Source organism: Paenibacillus sp. PastM-3 (assembly GCF_029893965.1).
Taxonomy (GTDB): domain Bacteria; phylum Bacillota; class Bacilli; order Paenibacillales; family Paenibacillaceae; genus Paenibacillus_AQ.
This window is the reverse complement of the sequence record NZ_JARXXP010000009.1, coordinates 15038-29511: the sequence shown is the minus strand read 5'-3', so window position 1 is coordinate 29511 and position 14474 is coordinate 15038. Positions and strand designations below refer to the sequence as shown.

Here is a 14474-nt window from a genome sequence, read left to right as displayed (position 1 = left end):
CAGCGGGCCTAACAGAAAAGTCCCGTTCCCCGACACAGCCGGAGTGCGGGACTTTTCCATTTTTAGAAGGGTAATTATTTCTGCAATACATGATGCCAGGACGCGCAAACCGCAGTTTTTGTTCATCCGGGCTATTGCTCACGGTCGGCAAAGCTCCGGAAATTCCCGGTTACCGCCACCGGAACACTGCCCTTCAGGTAAAAATAATCCTTGGCCTTCCAGGTATGGCTGCCTTTGTCCGACCTGCGCACATAGACATAGTTATACGTGGAGGTCGCGAAGGTGCGGAACCCTTTTCTTTTGCAGCGTCTAAGGAAGTTAACATCCTCACCCACCGAACGGTCGGGGAACAGCACCTGCCGGGTCACCCGTTTCCTGAACAGCAGCGTCCCCCCCTGCAAAAAAACAACCGGCTTCCGCTGCTCCTTCGGCGAGCGGATGATCAGCTGGCGGCTGGCCTCCAGGTAGACAAGACAGCCATGCTTGCCGACAATATCACTTCCAGTCCGGTTCAGCGCCCTGATCTGCTCTTTCAGATAATAAGGGGAATAATAATCGTCATCGTCAAATTTGGCGATCAGCGGATAACGCGCCTTGATAATAGCACCGTTCAGGCATTGGCCGAGCGAGACGGACTCCGGCAGCTTATAGACCGAAATGTTGTTTCTGGAGCCTGCCCTCAGCTGATACTCCTTCAGCATCATGCTGTCCTTGTTAAGGATAATAATCAGTTCCTTGTGCTTGACCCGCTGGCTCCTGTAATTGGCAAGCAGATTATCAAAAAATTCCGGGCGATTCGTGCATACGATAATAGAGACTGCATTGACATGCTTATCCGTTGCTTTTCCCACTGCCCCTCTCTCCCCTCCTGTTATCCCTTCAACATATGAGCTCCGTTCAGGGCCCGTTCGGGCATAGGTCAAGTACTGGTACTCCTAGTATCATTAGCTCACATTTTTGCCATTTCTCCTCTGAAGCGCAAGATGTGAGTTATTGATTGTAGCCGCACTTTTCGGCTGTACGGTATAATTTCGCTTGATCAGGCCATCCGGCCGGTCGAATACAGGTATATATGGAGGGGATTCCGGTTTTGTATAAAAAACGCTTGCTGTCTGTACTCACATCCATCCTGTTACTGTCATCCTCGCTTCCGCCGCCCGTCTCTGCAACAGAAGGCTCTGACACTGATCCGGCTTCCGGTATGATCAATATCAGCAGCAGCTGGAAGGGCAGCGTGTTGGGCGATGTGGGCGGACAGGACAAAATTACGGCGGCGAACTTCGGCATCACGGAGCATGCGGATTCTACTGTTACCCTGCGCAGCTCAGCTGACCGCGGCAAAATTTCCGGCAGCACCGAAGGAATCGCTTATTATTTCCAGCAGATGGATCCGGATGCGGACTTCGAGCTCAAGGCTAAGGCTCATGTGGATGCCTGGACAGCGAACAATCAGGTGTCGTTCGGAATTATGCTGCGCAGTAATGTGTGGGATAACCAGTCCGGGGCGTACACAGGGGATTTCACTGCAGTCGGTGCACTGGACCAAGAAATGAAAGCGTTTTATAAGTCGAATGGCGGCAGCCTGCAGAAGACCGGTTATCTGTTTGATACATCCGGCAAGCCAGCAGCCGGTGTGGATTATGATCTCAGCATCCGAAAAACCGGGAATCTGTATGTATTCACCCTTGACGGTGTTACCAAAACGCTTGAAGGCTTCGGCGGTACTGTTCAATATGCCGGACTTTACACCGCGAGGAACACAACTGTTACTTTCAGTAATGTACAGCTTCTACAGGAGAAGCCAGTCGAGCTTGGCCCATGGACTTACAGCGCTTTTGGCGGAAACACCAGTGCCCTGAAGAATCCTGAACCTGTGGATGCAACTGAGACCTCGGTAACTCTGGAAACCTACGGCGGGAAAATCTCCGGCAGCGACGAAGGGCTTTCCTTCTATTTCAGGGAGATACCTGCCCAGGCCAATTTTGAGCTTACAGCTAAGGCCAAGGTCATTTCGTTCAACAGCAACAGCAGCATCAGCACACCAAACCAGAAGTCCTTCGGGCTGATGCTGCGGGACAGCGTCGGCGTGAACGGAGATTCTGCTGCAGCAACCTCCAATTACGCTGCAGTCGGGGCGCTGGATCAGGTAATCAAGGGCTTTTACAAGCAGGCCGCACAGGTGAAGCTAAGTCCGTTCAGCGGTATACCCGCCCCGGCAGCCGGTGCAGAATACGGGCTCAGCATCAAAAAATCCGGAAACACCCTGCAGCTTAGCGCCGGCGGCCAGACCGAAACCGTAACGCTGGACGGAGCCTTCAGCGATACGCTGTTTGCAGGGGTATATGCAGCCAGGGATGCCGTTATCGTCTTCAACGATATCAGTATCAGGCTGGAGACCAAAACCGTCACCGCTTTGACAGCTGATACCAGCGCGATGCCGAAGACCTCTTATTTGATCGGGGAGGCGCTTGACTTGACGGGCCTGTCGGTAAAAGCACTGTATTCCGATAATAGTGAGGCTGTCCTGTCACCGTCCGACTATATCGTTACAGGCTTTGACAGCAGCAAAGCCGGAGCAAATACGGTAACTGTTCATTACAACGGCGCGTCTGCGGCAATTACCCTGCAGATTCTTCCGCTGTCCGTGTCCGAACTTACGGTCAAATACTATCCGGCCAAAACGGTCTATTATCCGGGGGATGCCTTCGATCCGCAGGGGCTTGTCGTGCTGGCCGGCTATAACGGCAGCACCTCGGCGGCAGAGCTGGACGCCAGTCTCTACTCGCTCTCCATCAAAGGCCAGAATGTAACGGAGCAGGCGCCATACCTGTTCACCGAACCGGGCGTTTATGAGGTGACTGTCACCTCGGTGGAGACACCGGAAGTAACAACTGCCTTTGACATTAAGGTTGAGGATGCTACTCTCAGTAAACTGGAGATCCGCAATCTCCCTGAGCAGACGGTTTACTACATCGGGGATTCCCTTAAGCTGGAGGGCCTTGTGCTCTACGCGCATTACAGCGACGGGACGTCACAGCGGCTGATGAAAGAGGAATACACAGTTTCCCCGCTAGATACATTGGCACCCGGCACGAAGGAAATTACCGTGAGCCACAAGGGAGTTACAGCCAAGTTCCCTGTTCAGGTCAAAATCAAACAGCTGACCGGCATTGAAGTCACCGCCTATCCAAAAACAACCTTCCTGCTTGACGACAGCTTTGATAGTGAAGGACTTGCCGTCTCCAAGGTGTACGACAACGGTGACCGGGAAGTGCTCAGCAGTTATATGCTTGACTCAAGCAAGTTTAACAGCAAGGCAGCCGGGGTGTATGCTATCGGGATTATCCCGGGTGATCACTCCATTGATCCCATTACTTATTCTGTAACCGTAAGAGAAGCTTCTCAGCCGGTATGGAACAGCATTCAATTCGGCCAGTCTACATCCGCTGCCAATAACCAGACGCTTGTCCGCGAGGATGGCTCAGTCCGTCTGATTGCCCTGGAAGGCGGAGGCAAGGTTACTGAGGATCATGACGGTATCACGTTCTACTACACCGTGCTTGATGCGGCACAGGATAACTTCGTGCTGTCTGCTGACATTCAGGTGTCGGCCTATGCCAAGTCCCCGCATGACGGCCAGGAATCCTTTGGCATTATGGCCCGGGATGTCATCGGCACCGCAGGCAATTCCAGCGTGTTTGCTTCCAATATCGCCGCAATCGGCGGCTACAGCGGTGGCACCAAGAGCAGCAACGGAACCCAGCTGTTTGTGCGCACCGGAGTGGAATCCTCTGACGGGGCCGGCAGCAAGGGAATCCAGGCTGTTATGCTGAAGAATGAGCAGCCTGCTCCAGGTAATACGTTCCCTGCCGCTCCTTACCGTCTTACATTGGCCAAAACGAACAGCGGCTTCACCGGCCAGCTTAACGACGGTAAGCAGGCAGTGTTCTTTACACCGGATATTCTGAACGTGCAGGACGGCAAAATGTATGTCGGCTTCTACACAGCCCGGCTGGCTACCATCGATGTCAGCAGCATTCAGCTGACCGTAACCTCGGCGGCGACGGATGCCCCTAAGGTAGATCCGCCGCAAAATCCGGTTTCGCCAGCCTTTGACATCCTGTCTCTGGGCAGAACCTCCCAGCCGGATTACCGGCTGATTCTGCGGCCGAATGTCAGCGGAACGGTAACTTTGAAGCAGGGCTCCGCCGTGATTGCCCAGGATGTCAGAGCCGAAGCCGGCAAACGGCTTGCGCTTCCGGCCGTACTTGCAGCGCAGGATACGAATTTCAGCATCAGCTTTTTGCCGGATGATACCCAGTACCTGACCTCCTACGATAAAATCGTCCGCAACTTTACCGTTACTATGAAAAGCTATGCTGACAATAGCGATATTTACGTCTCTCCTGCCGGAACCAGCACCGGGGACGGTACACCGGAGCATCCGCTCGATGTGGATACCGCGATTGATTTCGTACAGCCGGGACAGCATATTATCGTTCTGGACGGCCGGTATGTACGCAGCAGCAAGCTGGAGATCAAGAAATACAATGACGGGACGGCAGACGCCGTGAAGGTGCTTGAAGCTGCTCCCGGAGCGAGACCGGTATTTGATTTTGACAAAAAAACAGAAGGTGTCCTGCTGAGCGGCAGCTACTGGCATATCAAGGGACTTGATTTCACGCGTTCGGCCGGCAATACCAAAGGATTTACTGTGGGCGGCAATCATAACATCGTTGAAAACAGCCGTTTCTATGCCAACGGCGACACCGGCCTGCAGATCAGCCGGACGGACGGAACTGCTGCGGAAATCGCGGATTGGCCGTCGTACAACCTGATTCTGAACAGCTCCTCCTTCGATAACCGTGACCCTTCCGACAATAATGCCGACGGCTTCGCGGCCAAGCTGACCTCCGGAGTCGGCAATGTGTTCAGAGGCTGCCTGTCGTACAACAATATTGACGACGGATGGGACTTGTACACCAAGGCGGGAACGGGAGCGATTGGTGCTGTACTGATCGAGGACAGCGCGGCCTTCAACAACGGCCGCCTGACAGACGGAACCGTAGGTGCAGGTGACAAAAACGGCTTCAAGCTCGGCGGGGAAGGCATTTCGGTCCATCATATCATCCGCAATTCCATCGCCTTCGGCAATGGCGCGTACGGCTATACCAGCAACAGCAATCCCGGCGTCATTGCCGAGAACAACATCGGCTTCAACAATACGCGCGGCAATCTCAGCTTCACCACTTATGATCACATCACGCCGGATTTCACTATTAACGGCTTTTTATCCTACCGGACGGCGAGCATTGCCAAGGACCAGTATCCGGCAGGACTTGCAGCAGACAATAACTTTATGTATGACGGAGCCATTTCGGCGAACAAGTCCGGCAAACAGCTAAGCGATGCCAACTTTGCCAGCCTGAACCCGGTCAGCTCCTATGCAAGAGATGCCGCGGGTAATGTGGTCTGGGGTGATTTCCTGAAGTTCATTCCGTTTAGCGAGAATGAACCCGGAGGGGAAGAGCCTGTTGCGACCCCAACTCCAGGAGCAACACCAAGCCCAAGTGCAACACCGCAGCCGACAGCCACAGCAGTTCCGGCAATCCCGGGCGGTACTGGCGCAGCGGCTGATCTTGCGGTAGCGGCACAGCCGGATGGAAGCGTCCGCGTTACCCTCCCGGTTACGTCTGCACAAGGCACGGCCCGGGCGGCACTTACTGATACCGCGCTGCAAAATGCGCTTGCCCAGGCTAAGAGCCAGGCAGACGGCACCCGGCTGCTTCAGCTCCGGCTGAAGGAGAACGCGGCAGATGGCTTCAACGCCTATGAAATTACACTCCCTGCCTCCTTGTTTACAACCGGGAACTCGAGGCTCCAGCTGAAGGTAGATACTGCCATCGCGGGCTTTGTGCTCCCGGATACCTTATTCCGGTCAGCAGCGCTCACAGGTGCCAGTACGGTTATGCTGGAGGTAAGCATCGCCGAACCTTCCAGTGCCCTGAAAGGACAGCTGGAAAGCTCTCCGCTTATAGCCTATGAGCTTCTGGTGGACGGCAACGCAGCAGGAACTGACAGCCTGAGTTCAGCAATCGAGATCCGCCTGCCCTACCAGACTGCTCTGCCTGCTTCCGAACACCCGTTTATCGTTGTCTGGCAGGTCAGCGGCAGCGGTGTCATTACGCCTGTAGTGAACAGCAGGTTTGATTCCGCCGGGAAACAGGCCGTCTTCACGGCTGAACATTCTGCCGGACAGTATTCTGCTGTCCATAACCATCCGGCCTTCGGCGATGTCTCCAGCCAGCACTGGGCCAAGAATGAAATCGAAGTTCTGTCCTCGCGCGGGATTATCCGGGGAGTAACTGAAGACGGCTTCCTGCCGGGGAAATCCGTTACTCGCGCCGACTTTGCCCTGCTTCTGGTCCGGCTGCTAGGGCTGTCCGGAAGCGCCAGCGGTACCGGCTCAGGCTTCACAGATGTAGAACCTGAGGACTACTTCTATGAAGAGCTCATGACAGCAAAGCAGCATGGTCTGGTCAACGGCCAGCAGGACGGAAGCTTTCATCCGCAGGAGCCGGTCTCCCGTCAGGATATGTTTGTGATGACGGCCAGAGCGCTCAAGGCTGCGGGCATTCTGCCGGGAGATTCTGCAGCAGCAGCCAGCACATTAGCAAGTTTCGCCGATCAGGCTGGTATTGCCTCCTACGCTGCCGCTGACATTGCCTCGCTGGCCGCAGCTGGCTTCATTAAGGGAGATGCCGGCGGCCTGCTTCAACCGGCAGCCCTGTCCTCCCGTGCTGAAGCAGCCGTCTTGATCTACCGGATTCTAATGCGGCAATAGCTGCAAAGAAGCAGATGCAGTGGTAACAAGCAGCGATATTCGGGCTACCAGCGTCAGGGCACAGACTATGAGGTCTTGTAATAGGAGCCTCCATACAGCACAAAGAGACGGCACTTCTGCCGTCTCTTTGTGCGTGTCTGTTAAGAAGAGTACGAGACACTATCAGGTGAAGCACCCGACACTATGGTTTTGAGTTTCTTTCGCAGTCAGCAGACCCGCCCGGAGTATAGGCCTAAGCCATCTCCCAAACGGTGTCTGACACCGGGATCTAACGGACCGAACGGACCTTATCTCTGTGAAAATACCGCTTTTGTCAGGCTAACGGACACCAGGGCCCTTATTTTCGGGCTATTTCCCCAAATGGGACTTTTCGGGCGGCAATAAGGTCCCTACGGTCCGTTAGTCCCGATAAATGAGCCTATTCCGGCAAATAACGCCAATACGGTCCGTTGGAATTTCAAAATACAGACAGCCATTTGCCTTCGGCAGGTAACCAGCCCGTCCTATTCCAGTCCATGCTGCTTCCGGATGTTGTACATCCCGGCAAGCACCAGCTCGGATGGATCGCGGTTCAGCTGGAAGTGTGTGAAGAGCAGCTGGAGCGGAACTGCGCAGACATTGTTGCCGTCGGTAATAGACGGGAAGCCTGCCTCGAACACCGGTCCGTGGTCTTCATTCCAGGCCAATCCTGCATGTACCTTCTCCGGTGCAAATTCCTCTTCCACTGTCTTGATGCACAAAGGGATCACCTTGTTGTCAATGATCGCCTTGGCTTCATCTTCGCTCTCAGGCTGCTTCGGAAGCGGCTGGCCTCCCTTGGTCTTCATCAATTCGTGGAAGAAGGAGGACACCCATACTTCCGGATTCTTATCCGACTGGAACCGGTTCACCAGCTCGCGCAGGAAAAATCCGGTCGAATAAACATCGCCCGATTCATTTTTCACATGGTATACAAAGACAGGTCCAAAAGCCGCCAGATTAATAATCTGGCTCTGCACCTCTTTAAAATACATTTTCAAAGCTACCATACCATTATGATGAACCGCTTTGATCAGCTCATTCCATTTCTCTTCGGTCATACCTGCCGGGTTATTGCCGGTTTCCTCAGTCGCTGTTTCAGCTGCTGTTTCGTTAGCTGTTTCGTTTACTGTTTCATTCTCATTATTCATTCGTCATTTCACCCCGCTATCTATCATACCATCAACCGGCCCCGGGTAAAATATAATCCTCTTTCCCAGCATCGGCCGGAGCGCCCGCACACGCATAAGAAACCCTGCAATGACGGGCTTCCATCCGGGTCTGCGTCGTAATTTTACAATACAGTGAAAACTATTTCCTGTAAAATATTTATATATCATTCTATCACTAAAGGAGAAATCCGATGCTTATTCCGCAGGAAGCACAACCATCACAACGATCGGTCCGGTTTTCTACAGTCCGTGCATGGTGCAGTTTGCTGATCCTTTCGGCGTCCGCTGGTGCTTCATGGTATGATTCCGGCACACAAAAAACACCTTCACAGCGATTACTGTGAAGGTGTCTGCACTCTCTAAGTTGCAGCGGTTTATTTGGCCGCTTTGGCGGCATCAAGAATGGCCTTGAGGTAACCATGGGTATCCACAAGTGTAGCTCCGCTTACCGCATCAACTACCTGCTCAGCCGATTTGTATGTCAGTGTCTGTTCCAGTGATTTGATAGTTCTGCCTGTTGCGAATTTCTCGATCGCTGCCAGGTTCTTGTCATAAGCTACTGTAGAGCCTGCAGCTTCTGCCATGTGCTCACTGTAGTATTTACTGTTGGTTTTTTTGGAAGCAAGAACGACGTTAGGGTCTTTATAATTCTGGCCAAAGTCTTTATCCGAGTTAGGCACTCCCTTAGCCACATCAGTGCTCAGGAACTGGTAGTCATCCAGCGAAGCAGCTACGATTACACCGTTCTGAACGACTGCAACGGCTACAGTAAAGCATTTAGTCCCATGGGCTGCTGCCTCTACACGGCCCACTTTCAAAGGTGCGCTGGCTGCAGAAGATACGTTGTTAAGCGCACCGCTGTTGCCTACGCCTACAAGTGCCAGTGAGAGTCCAGCCACCAGCATTAATTTTGTAACTTTTTTCACAAACATTCCCCCAGTCATGTTATAAAAAACGCTTACAACCTATTTTTATCAAATTCTAGCATTAAACACTGTTACAAATGTTACTAGAAATATGTTAATTAGTGGAAGTAGGCAGCGCCTGCTGTTTATGCCATAACTTGACGACAATAATAATCCCAAGTAGTAATACAAGGGTTGTAACCGCTCCTCCCTCCGGACCAAAAGCTCCGCCTGTAAACAGCGCCGGCCCCGTCTGACTCAGCTTTACGAGCGTTGGCCCATTATCCGAAAATCCGCTGACCGGAAAACCGTAAACATTGCCCAGCGTAACGTTCCACGCAAAGTGCATACCGCAGACACCCCAAATATGCTTAGTAAGAATTGCATAGCCAGCGAAGAACACTCCGGACAAGATCAGATTGGTAAAAGACAATACAGTAACCCCGGCACTGAACAGATGAAAAAATCCGAATATAACGGAAGACAGCAGGATTGCAAAAGCAGGTGAGCTTTCCTTTGCCAGCATGGGAATAAGCCAGCCCCTTACGGCCACTTCTTCCGCTGCGCTCTGAACAATCCAGCCAAGAGCAATAACTGCTGCCAGCGGTGTTATAGACACCAGATGAGAGGCCTCCACCTGTACCATGTCCATGCCCAGTAATATGGCAGTGACTGCTGAAATCGCACAGAACCCGATGAAAACCCCAGTCCAATAAGCTTTAAGCGGTTTGACCGCATGAAGTCCTGCTGATTTGAGCGGACGTTTTTCGATCAGAACGATCCATAAGCCAAAGATGATAACTTGTATAGCGCATACCATTATCTTCCGGAAAGCCTGCACCGTAGCTTCATCCACCCCAAAAGCCTGGGACAGACCGGAGGAGAACACGAAAAAAAACAAACGGCCTGCAGTCAGGCTCCCCATCCACAAGATAAAATAAAGCGGCACCAGCATATAAACCTTTATCTTCAGTCTGCTGGCCCCGGCCCCGGCAAATAACACATTTCTCCTCAAAATTTCATTTAGTCTCTGAATAGCAAGTCACCAACTTTTATACAGTATTGTAATCTTCACCCTATCATGAAAGCAGGAGGCTCAGATATAATAAAAGTCCCTCCCCTTTATATACTCCATCACCAAATCCCGATTATAATTTCAGGAGGCATAATGATCAGATATCTCCCTAACGCGCTCACCGTTATGCGGATCATCGGCTCGCTCAGCCTGCTGTTTGTGCAGCCGCTATCCGGCTTGTTTTTGACCATATATACCCTGTGCGGGGCAACCGATGTGCTGGACGGCTATATCGCCCGCAAAACAAACAGCGCCAGCGAAGCTGGCGCAAGTCTCGACAGTGTAGCCGATGTATTTTTTATAGGCGTGTTACTGCTGGTTTTCCTCCCGCTCCTTCAGCTGTCTGTATGGATCATTTGCTGGATAGCCGACATTGCCGTCATCCGCACCGCTTCGCTCCTGACCGGATGGTTCAGATACCACGCTCTGGCCTTCATCCATACCTATGCCAACAAGGCGACTGGGCTCCTGCTATTCTGCTTCCCGTTTCTGTACACATTGCTTGGACTTACGGTAACCGCAAGCCTGCTGTGCTTCGCAGCCAGTCTGTCAGCCCTTGAGGAGCTGGCAATCAATTTCCGGTCACAGGAGCTTAATAGGGATGCCCGTTATTTCCAATGGAAAAGATAGACTGCCGCATCATACATCACGATTGCTGGAACAGTGTGGCAGACATCCTGCCTTTCGGGCATAGGAACATGTAATATATCCCTTCCCCGTAATCCTCTACCGCTTCCCAGTCCAGCTGGCCGATAAAATGCATGCGCTCCGAGCAGCAGGGACACTCGGGATATTCTGCATCCTGAATCCAGGTCGGATACCCGCCAATCTGCGAAGCCCAAGGCTCCATGGTCCACTGAACGGCATGGTAGGTGTTTCTCGGCTTCTCCGCTATCCGGAAATGTTTCCCGGCAGACAGGTATGCCCGGCTCTCCTCAGCCGGATTTGTGTCCGGCAAATAATCAGGCTTTCGGTTAAAAGCACTCCACCGCGCTCCCTGCACAGAATCCAGCTCCATATACACCGGACCATAACAGCTGCAAATGACACAGGTCTGCACCTGCAGCCGTTGTCCGGTCACAGGCATACGTTCAATGGATGGGTGACCTGCATGGATATCTACCAGAACGGTGAGCGGACTCCCGCACCATTCACAAACCTGGCTGCTGCCAGTCAGAAAGACTGCCGCAGGTTCCACGGGATATGCCCCGGCAGCAGACGGGTTCATTTTCTCAACAGCATAATTATCCGGATAAAATAAATCCCGGCGCTCCCCGGCAGCAGTCAGCTCCCAGCCGGCTTCATGTGCATAACGTTCAGGTGCGATGTATAGCTCTTCCGCCCATTCCGGCGCATGCTCACGCCATTCCCTGAAGCGCTGAACGACAGCGTCATCACCGATCCAGCTTAAAGCAAGCAGGAGTAAATTACGGTTTTCCCCGTCTGATTCCACCTGCTCCAGCAGCAGATCCCGGATTTCCGCCGGTGCATGTTTATACAAAAATGCCGGATCGTATATTTCCCGGTGAATCAGCTCAGCAAGAATGCCGGTTCCGCGCAGCATCCGGTTGTTATAGCAGACCAGTGACATCAGGATTTCAGTGCAGGCCTCTTCATCCCCAGTCTGCAGTAATTCAACAGCATAAGCCTCAAGCCTGCCGGCATCCTCTGCGGAAAGTGTGCGGTACAGCTCCTCCTTGCCGGATCTATAGGGTGTGTACACAATCAGCGGGTCATGGGGTCTGGAGGCATGCATAATCTTCAGTACCTCAACAGGGTCCGTAATGCCTGCATATAAATCCACTGTTTTGCGGTGCTGCATAATGTAGGCCTGCCGTTCCTGACGTTCTTTTTCCTGCACGCAAGGCATACAGTAGCCGCCGGTTTTCTGAAAAGTAGCCGGAAGAATGGTCGCGCTGCAGCCTTCACTTTTGCAGGGGATGCGTTCTGTCATTGATAATCCTCCTTTTGCCTACTGATTCTCCTCCCAGCGGGCTATCTCCTCGCGCACCAGTGGAGCAACCTCTGTTCCCAGGAGCCTGATGGATTCCATCACCTCGGCGTGGGCCATGGTGCCATGCGGGACATGAAGCAGGAATCTGGTGATTCCGACTTCCTTGCGTAATTGAATGATTTTGTCCGCAACTGTCCGCGGATCGCCGACGAATAACGCGCCCTCCGGACTGACTGCCGCATCATAATCTGCGCGGGTATACGGAGGCAGGTTCTTCTCAACCGCCCGGACATTGGTTCTGGCAAAGGTTGACGGGAAGAACTGCTCAATTGCCTTCGGCGTACTTTCCGCAACAAAGCCATGCGCATGTGCTGCAACCGGCAGCTTGGCGTGATCATGGCCGGCTGCTGCTGCAGCTTCTTTATACAGCTTCACCTGTGAGGCAAAATCCAGCGGCCGGACCGGGCCAATCATCGCCAGCGCAAACGGCAGGCCCAGGACACCTGAGCGTACTGCAGATTCCGGGCTTCCCGCACTGGCAATCCAGACCGGCAACGGCTCCTGTACCGGGCGCGGATATATTCCTAAATTATGTATAGCGGGTCTGTGCCTGCCTTCCCAGGTTACCCGCTCAGACTGCTGAAGCTTCATCAGGAGATCCAGCTTTTCATCGAACAGGCTCTCATAATCCTGCAGATCGCAGCCGAACAGCGGAAATGATTCTATAAAAGAACCCCGTCCGACCATAATCTCCGCCCGGCCGTTACTCAGTCCGTCCAGGGTGGCAAAATCCTGATAGACCCGCACAGGATCTGCCGATGACAGAATCATCACTGCACTGGTCAGGCGGATACTGCTCGTCTGGCTTGCTGCTGCCGCCATAACCACTGCAGGAGAGGAAGCGGCAAAATCAGGCCGGTGATGCTCCCCGACACCATACACATCCAGCCCGACCCGGTCGGCCAGAACGATTTCTTCTACTACTTCACGCAGCCGTTCTGCGTGGCTCATTGTTTTCCCTGTGACTACATCGGGTGTAGTTTCCACAAATGTACTGATACCAAGTTCCAAGGTTCTGTTCCCCCAAGCTGTTGTTAATCACTATTACACCATTACTATCCATTCACTATTCCATCATTCTATCTCTAAATTGCTGAATATTCAAAATTAATATTTACTAGGCTCCCGGCCGCAGCAAAAAGCAGGTCGGGCAGCTGTATCGCCGCCGAGCCTGCTTTTTTCGTAATGATATTCTTATTACTGATTAGCCAGGATATCGGACAGCAGCTTCTCGGCCCCGTCAAAGATAGAGTAGCTGTAGCCCCAGAACTGGTTGAAATCGATGAGGTAAATGGCTTTATTCTTGATGGCATTTAGGCTTTGCAGCGACGGATCGGCATAGAAGGCTTTCAGTGTCGTCTGCGGATCAACCCCGCCGGTGTATACAGAGAGGAGCAGTACATCAGGGTTCGTGGCAAGCAGCTGTTCTTTGCTGATATCGCCTGTGACGTCACCGAAGCTGTTCTTAAGACCAAGCAAACCAAGCACATCACCGGCAAAAGTATCAATATTGCCGCTGTATACGGCAATTGCCCCGTTTCCGCCGTCAGAAACATAAGCGAAGGTTTTGGCGTTGCTGGCTGCAGCCCCGTCTTTAATCGACTGCGCACGTTGTTTGAGTTCCTCGATATAAGCGGCAGCGTTCTCCTGTACATCAAAGATTTGGCCAAGCTGCTCGATATCCTTATACAGGCTGTCCAGAGTAGCCCCCTTCACGCTGGTGTTCTGCAGGTAGGTTTTGATACCCAGCCCGTTCAGGCCTTCTACGGTTCCAGCACCCCAGTCAGCGTCCGCGAACAGGTCGGCACGTCCCAGGACCAGGTCAGGGCTTGCTCCGACAACCAGCTCTTTGCTGGCATAATTCTCGGAGATTACCGGGATTTTTTTGAATTCCTCCTGGACAGAAGGATCGCCTGCACCGTACAGTGCGGCAACGCCTACCATTTTATCAGTCAAGCCCAGTTTGATCAGCAGCTCAGCGGCACCTTGAGTATTAGCCACGACTTTCTCAGGTGCTTTATCAAAGGTCACTGACTTGGCTGTCCACGGGGTGCCCTCACCGTTATTGGTGTAATTCTCAATAGTCAGCGGATATACCGTGTTTGTACTCGGAGCAGCAGTCGAAGCCTCGGTTGCCTCCGCAGCAGTATTTGTTGGCGCTGCCGTAGCAGCAGAAGCATTCTCATTCTGTGTACTGGATGAACAGGCTGAAAGTATCCCTACCAGCAGCAAAACAGCCAGTATCGGCGCAAATCTCTTGAATACATTAATCATTATTCCTATCCCCTTTTCTATATTTCTGGTAACAGCCTTGCTTGGATTAGCTTGGGTTGGTATAACCTTCCGACCTGCAAGGAATACAATCGTAGAATATAGAAAGCAGCACCATCTGTCAATGATAATAATTCTCATTGACAACGATTCTCATTATGCGATATATTTTAAA

Annotated in this window: 9 protein-coding genes; 2 read left to right on the top strand and 7 right to left on the bottom strand. The window is 52.6% G+C overall.

The window, feature by feature from the left end; all coding sequences use genetic code 11:
- Window positions 1-131: 131 nt before the first annotated feature.
- Window positions 132-851, bottom strand: a complete 720-nt coding sequence (locus M2108_RS14900) for a glycosyltransferase family 2 protein (RefSeq protein ID WP_277470289.1) — start codon at window positions 849-851, stop codon at window positions 132-134.
- Window positions 852-1090: 239 nt separating this feature from the next.
- On the opposite strand from M2108_RS14900, the gene M2108_RS14895 reads away from it, so the two are divergent.
- Window positions 1091-6844 carry a bacterial Ig-like domain-containing protein gene (locus M2108_RS14895; protein ID WP_277470290.1) on the top strand — a complete coding sequence of 1918 codons (5754 nt, stop codon included), beginning with the start codon at window positions 1091-1093 and terminating at the stop codon, window positions 6842-6844.
- A 503-nt stretch (window positions 6845-7347) separates the two neighbouring features.
- Here M2108_RS14895 and M2108_RS14890 read toward each other — a convergent pair.
- From M2108_RS14890 to M2108_RS14880, 3 genes are all read right to left on the bottom strand, one after another.
- Window positions 7348-8013: a hypothetical protein gene (locus tag M2108_RS14890; RefSeq protein WP_277470291.1), complete on the bottom strand. Its 666-nt coding sequence runs from the start codon at window positions 8011-8013 to the stop codon at window positions 7348-7350.
- A 395-nt stretch (window positions 8014-8408) separates the two neighbouring features.
- Complete coding sequence (locus M2108_RS14885) at window positions 8409-8960, bottom strand: hypothetical protein (RefSeq protein WP_277470292.1); 552 nt, start codon at window positions 8958-8960, stop codon at window positions 8409-8411.
- A gap of 94 nt (window positions 8961-9054) precedes the next feature.
- The gene (locus M2108_RS14880) at window positions 9055-9942 is read right to left on the bottom strand and encodes a CPBP family intramembrane glutamic endopeptidase (protein ID WP_280777077.1); all 888 of its coding nucleotides are present in this window, start codon (window positions 9940-9942) and stop codon (window positions 9055-9057) included.
- A gap of 165 nt (window positions 9943-10107) precedes the next feature.
- Between M2108_RS14880 and M2108_RS14875 the strand changes: the two genes are divergently transcribed.
- Complete coding sequence (locus M2108_RS14875; protein WP_277470294.1) at window positions 10108-10644, top strand: CDP-alcohol phosphatidyltransferase family protein; 537 nt, start codon at window positions 10108-10110, stop codon at window positions 10642-10644.
- Between the two features lie 16 nt (window positions 10645-10660).
- Here M2108_RS14875 and M2108_RS14870 read toward each other — a convergent pair whose 3' ends face one another.
- The 3 genes from M2108_RS14870 to M2108_RS14860 all read right to left on the bottom strand — a co-directional run bounded on the left by M2108_RS14870 (window position 10661) and on the right by M2108_RS14860 (window position 14302).
- Entirely contained in the window at window positions 10661-11968 is a 1308-nt protein-coding gene (locus M2108_RS14870; protein WP_277470295.1) for a DUF1963 domain-containing protein, read from the bottom strand.
- 18 nt (window positions 11969-11986) lie between these two features.
- Window positions 11987-13039: an LLM class flavin-dependent oxidoreductase gene (locus tag M2108_RS14865; RefSeq protein WP_277470296.1), complete on the bottom strand. Its 1053-nt coding sequence runs from the start codon at window positions 13037-13039 to the stop codon at window positions 11987-11989.
- 186 nt (window positions 13040-13225) lie between these two features.
- Window positions 13226-14302: an ABC transporter substrate-binding protein gene (locus M2108_RS14860; protein ID WP_277470297.1), complete on the bottom strand. Its 1077-nt coding sequence runs from the start codon at window positions 14300-14302 to the stop codon at window positions 13226-13228.
- Window positions 14303-14474: the final 172 nt, after the last annotated feature.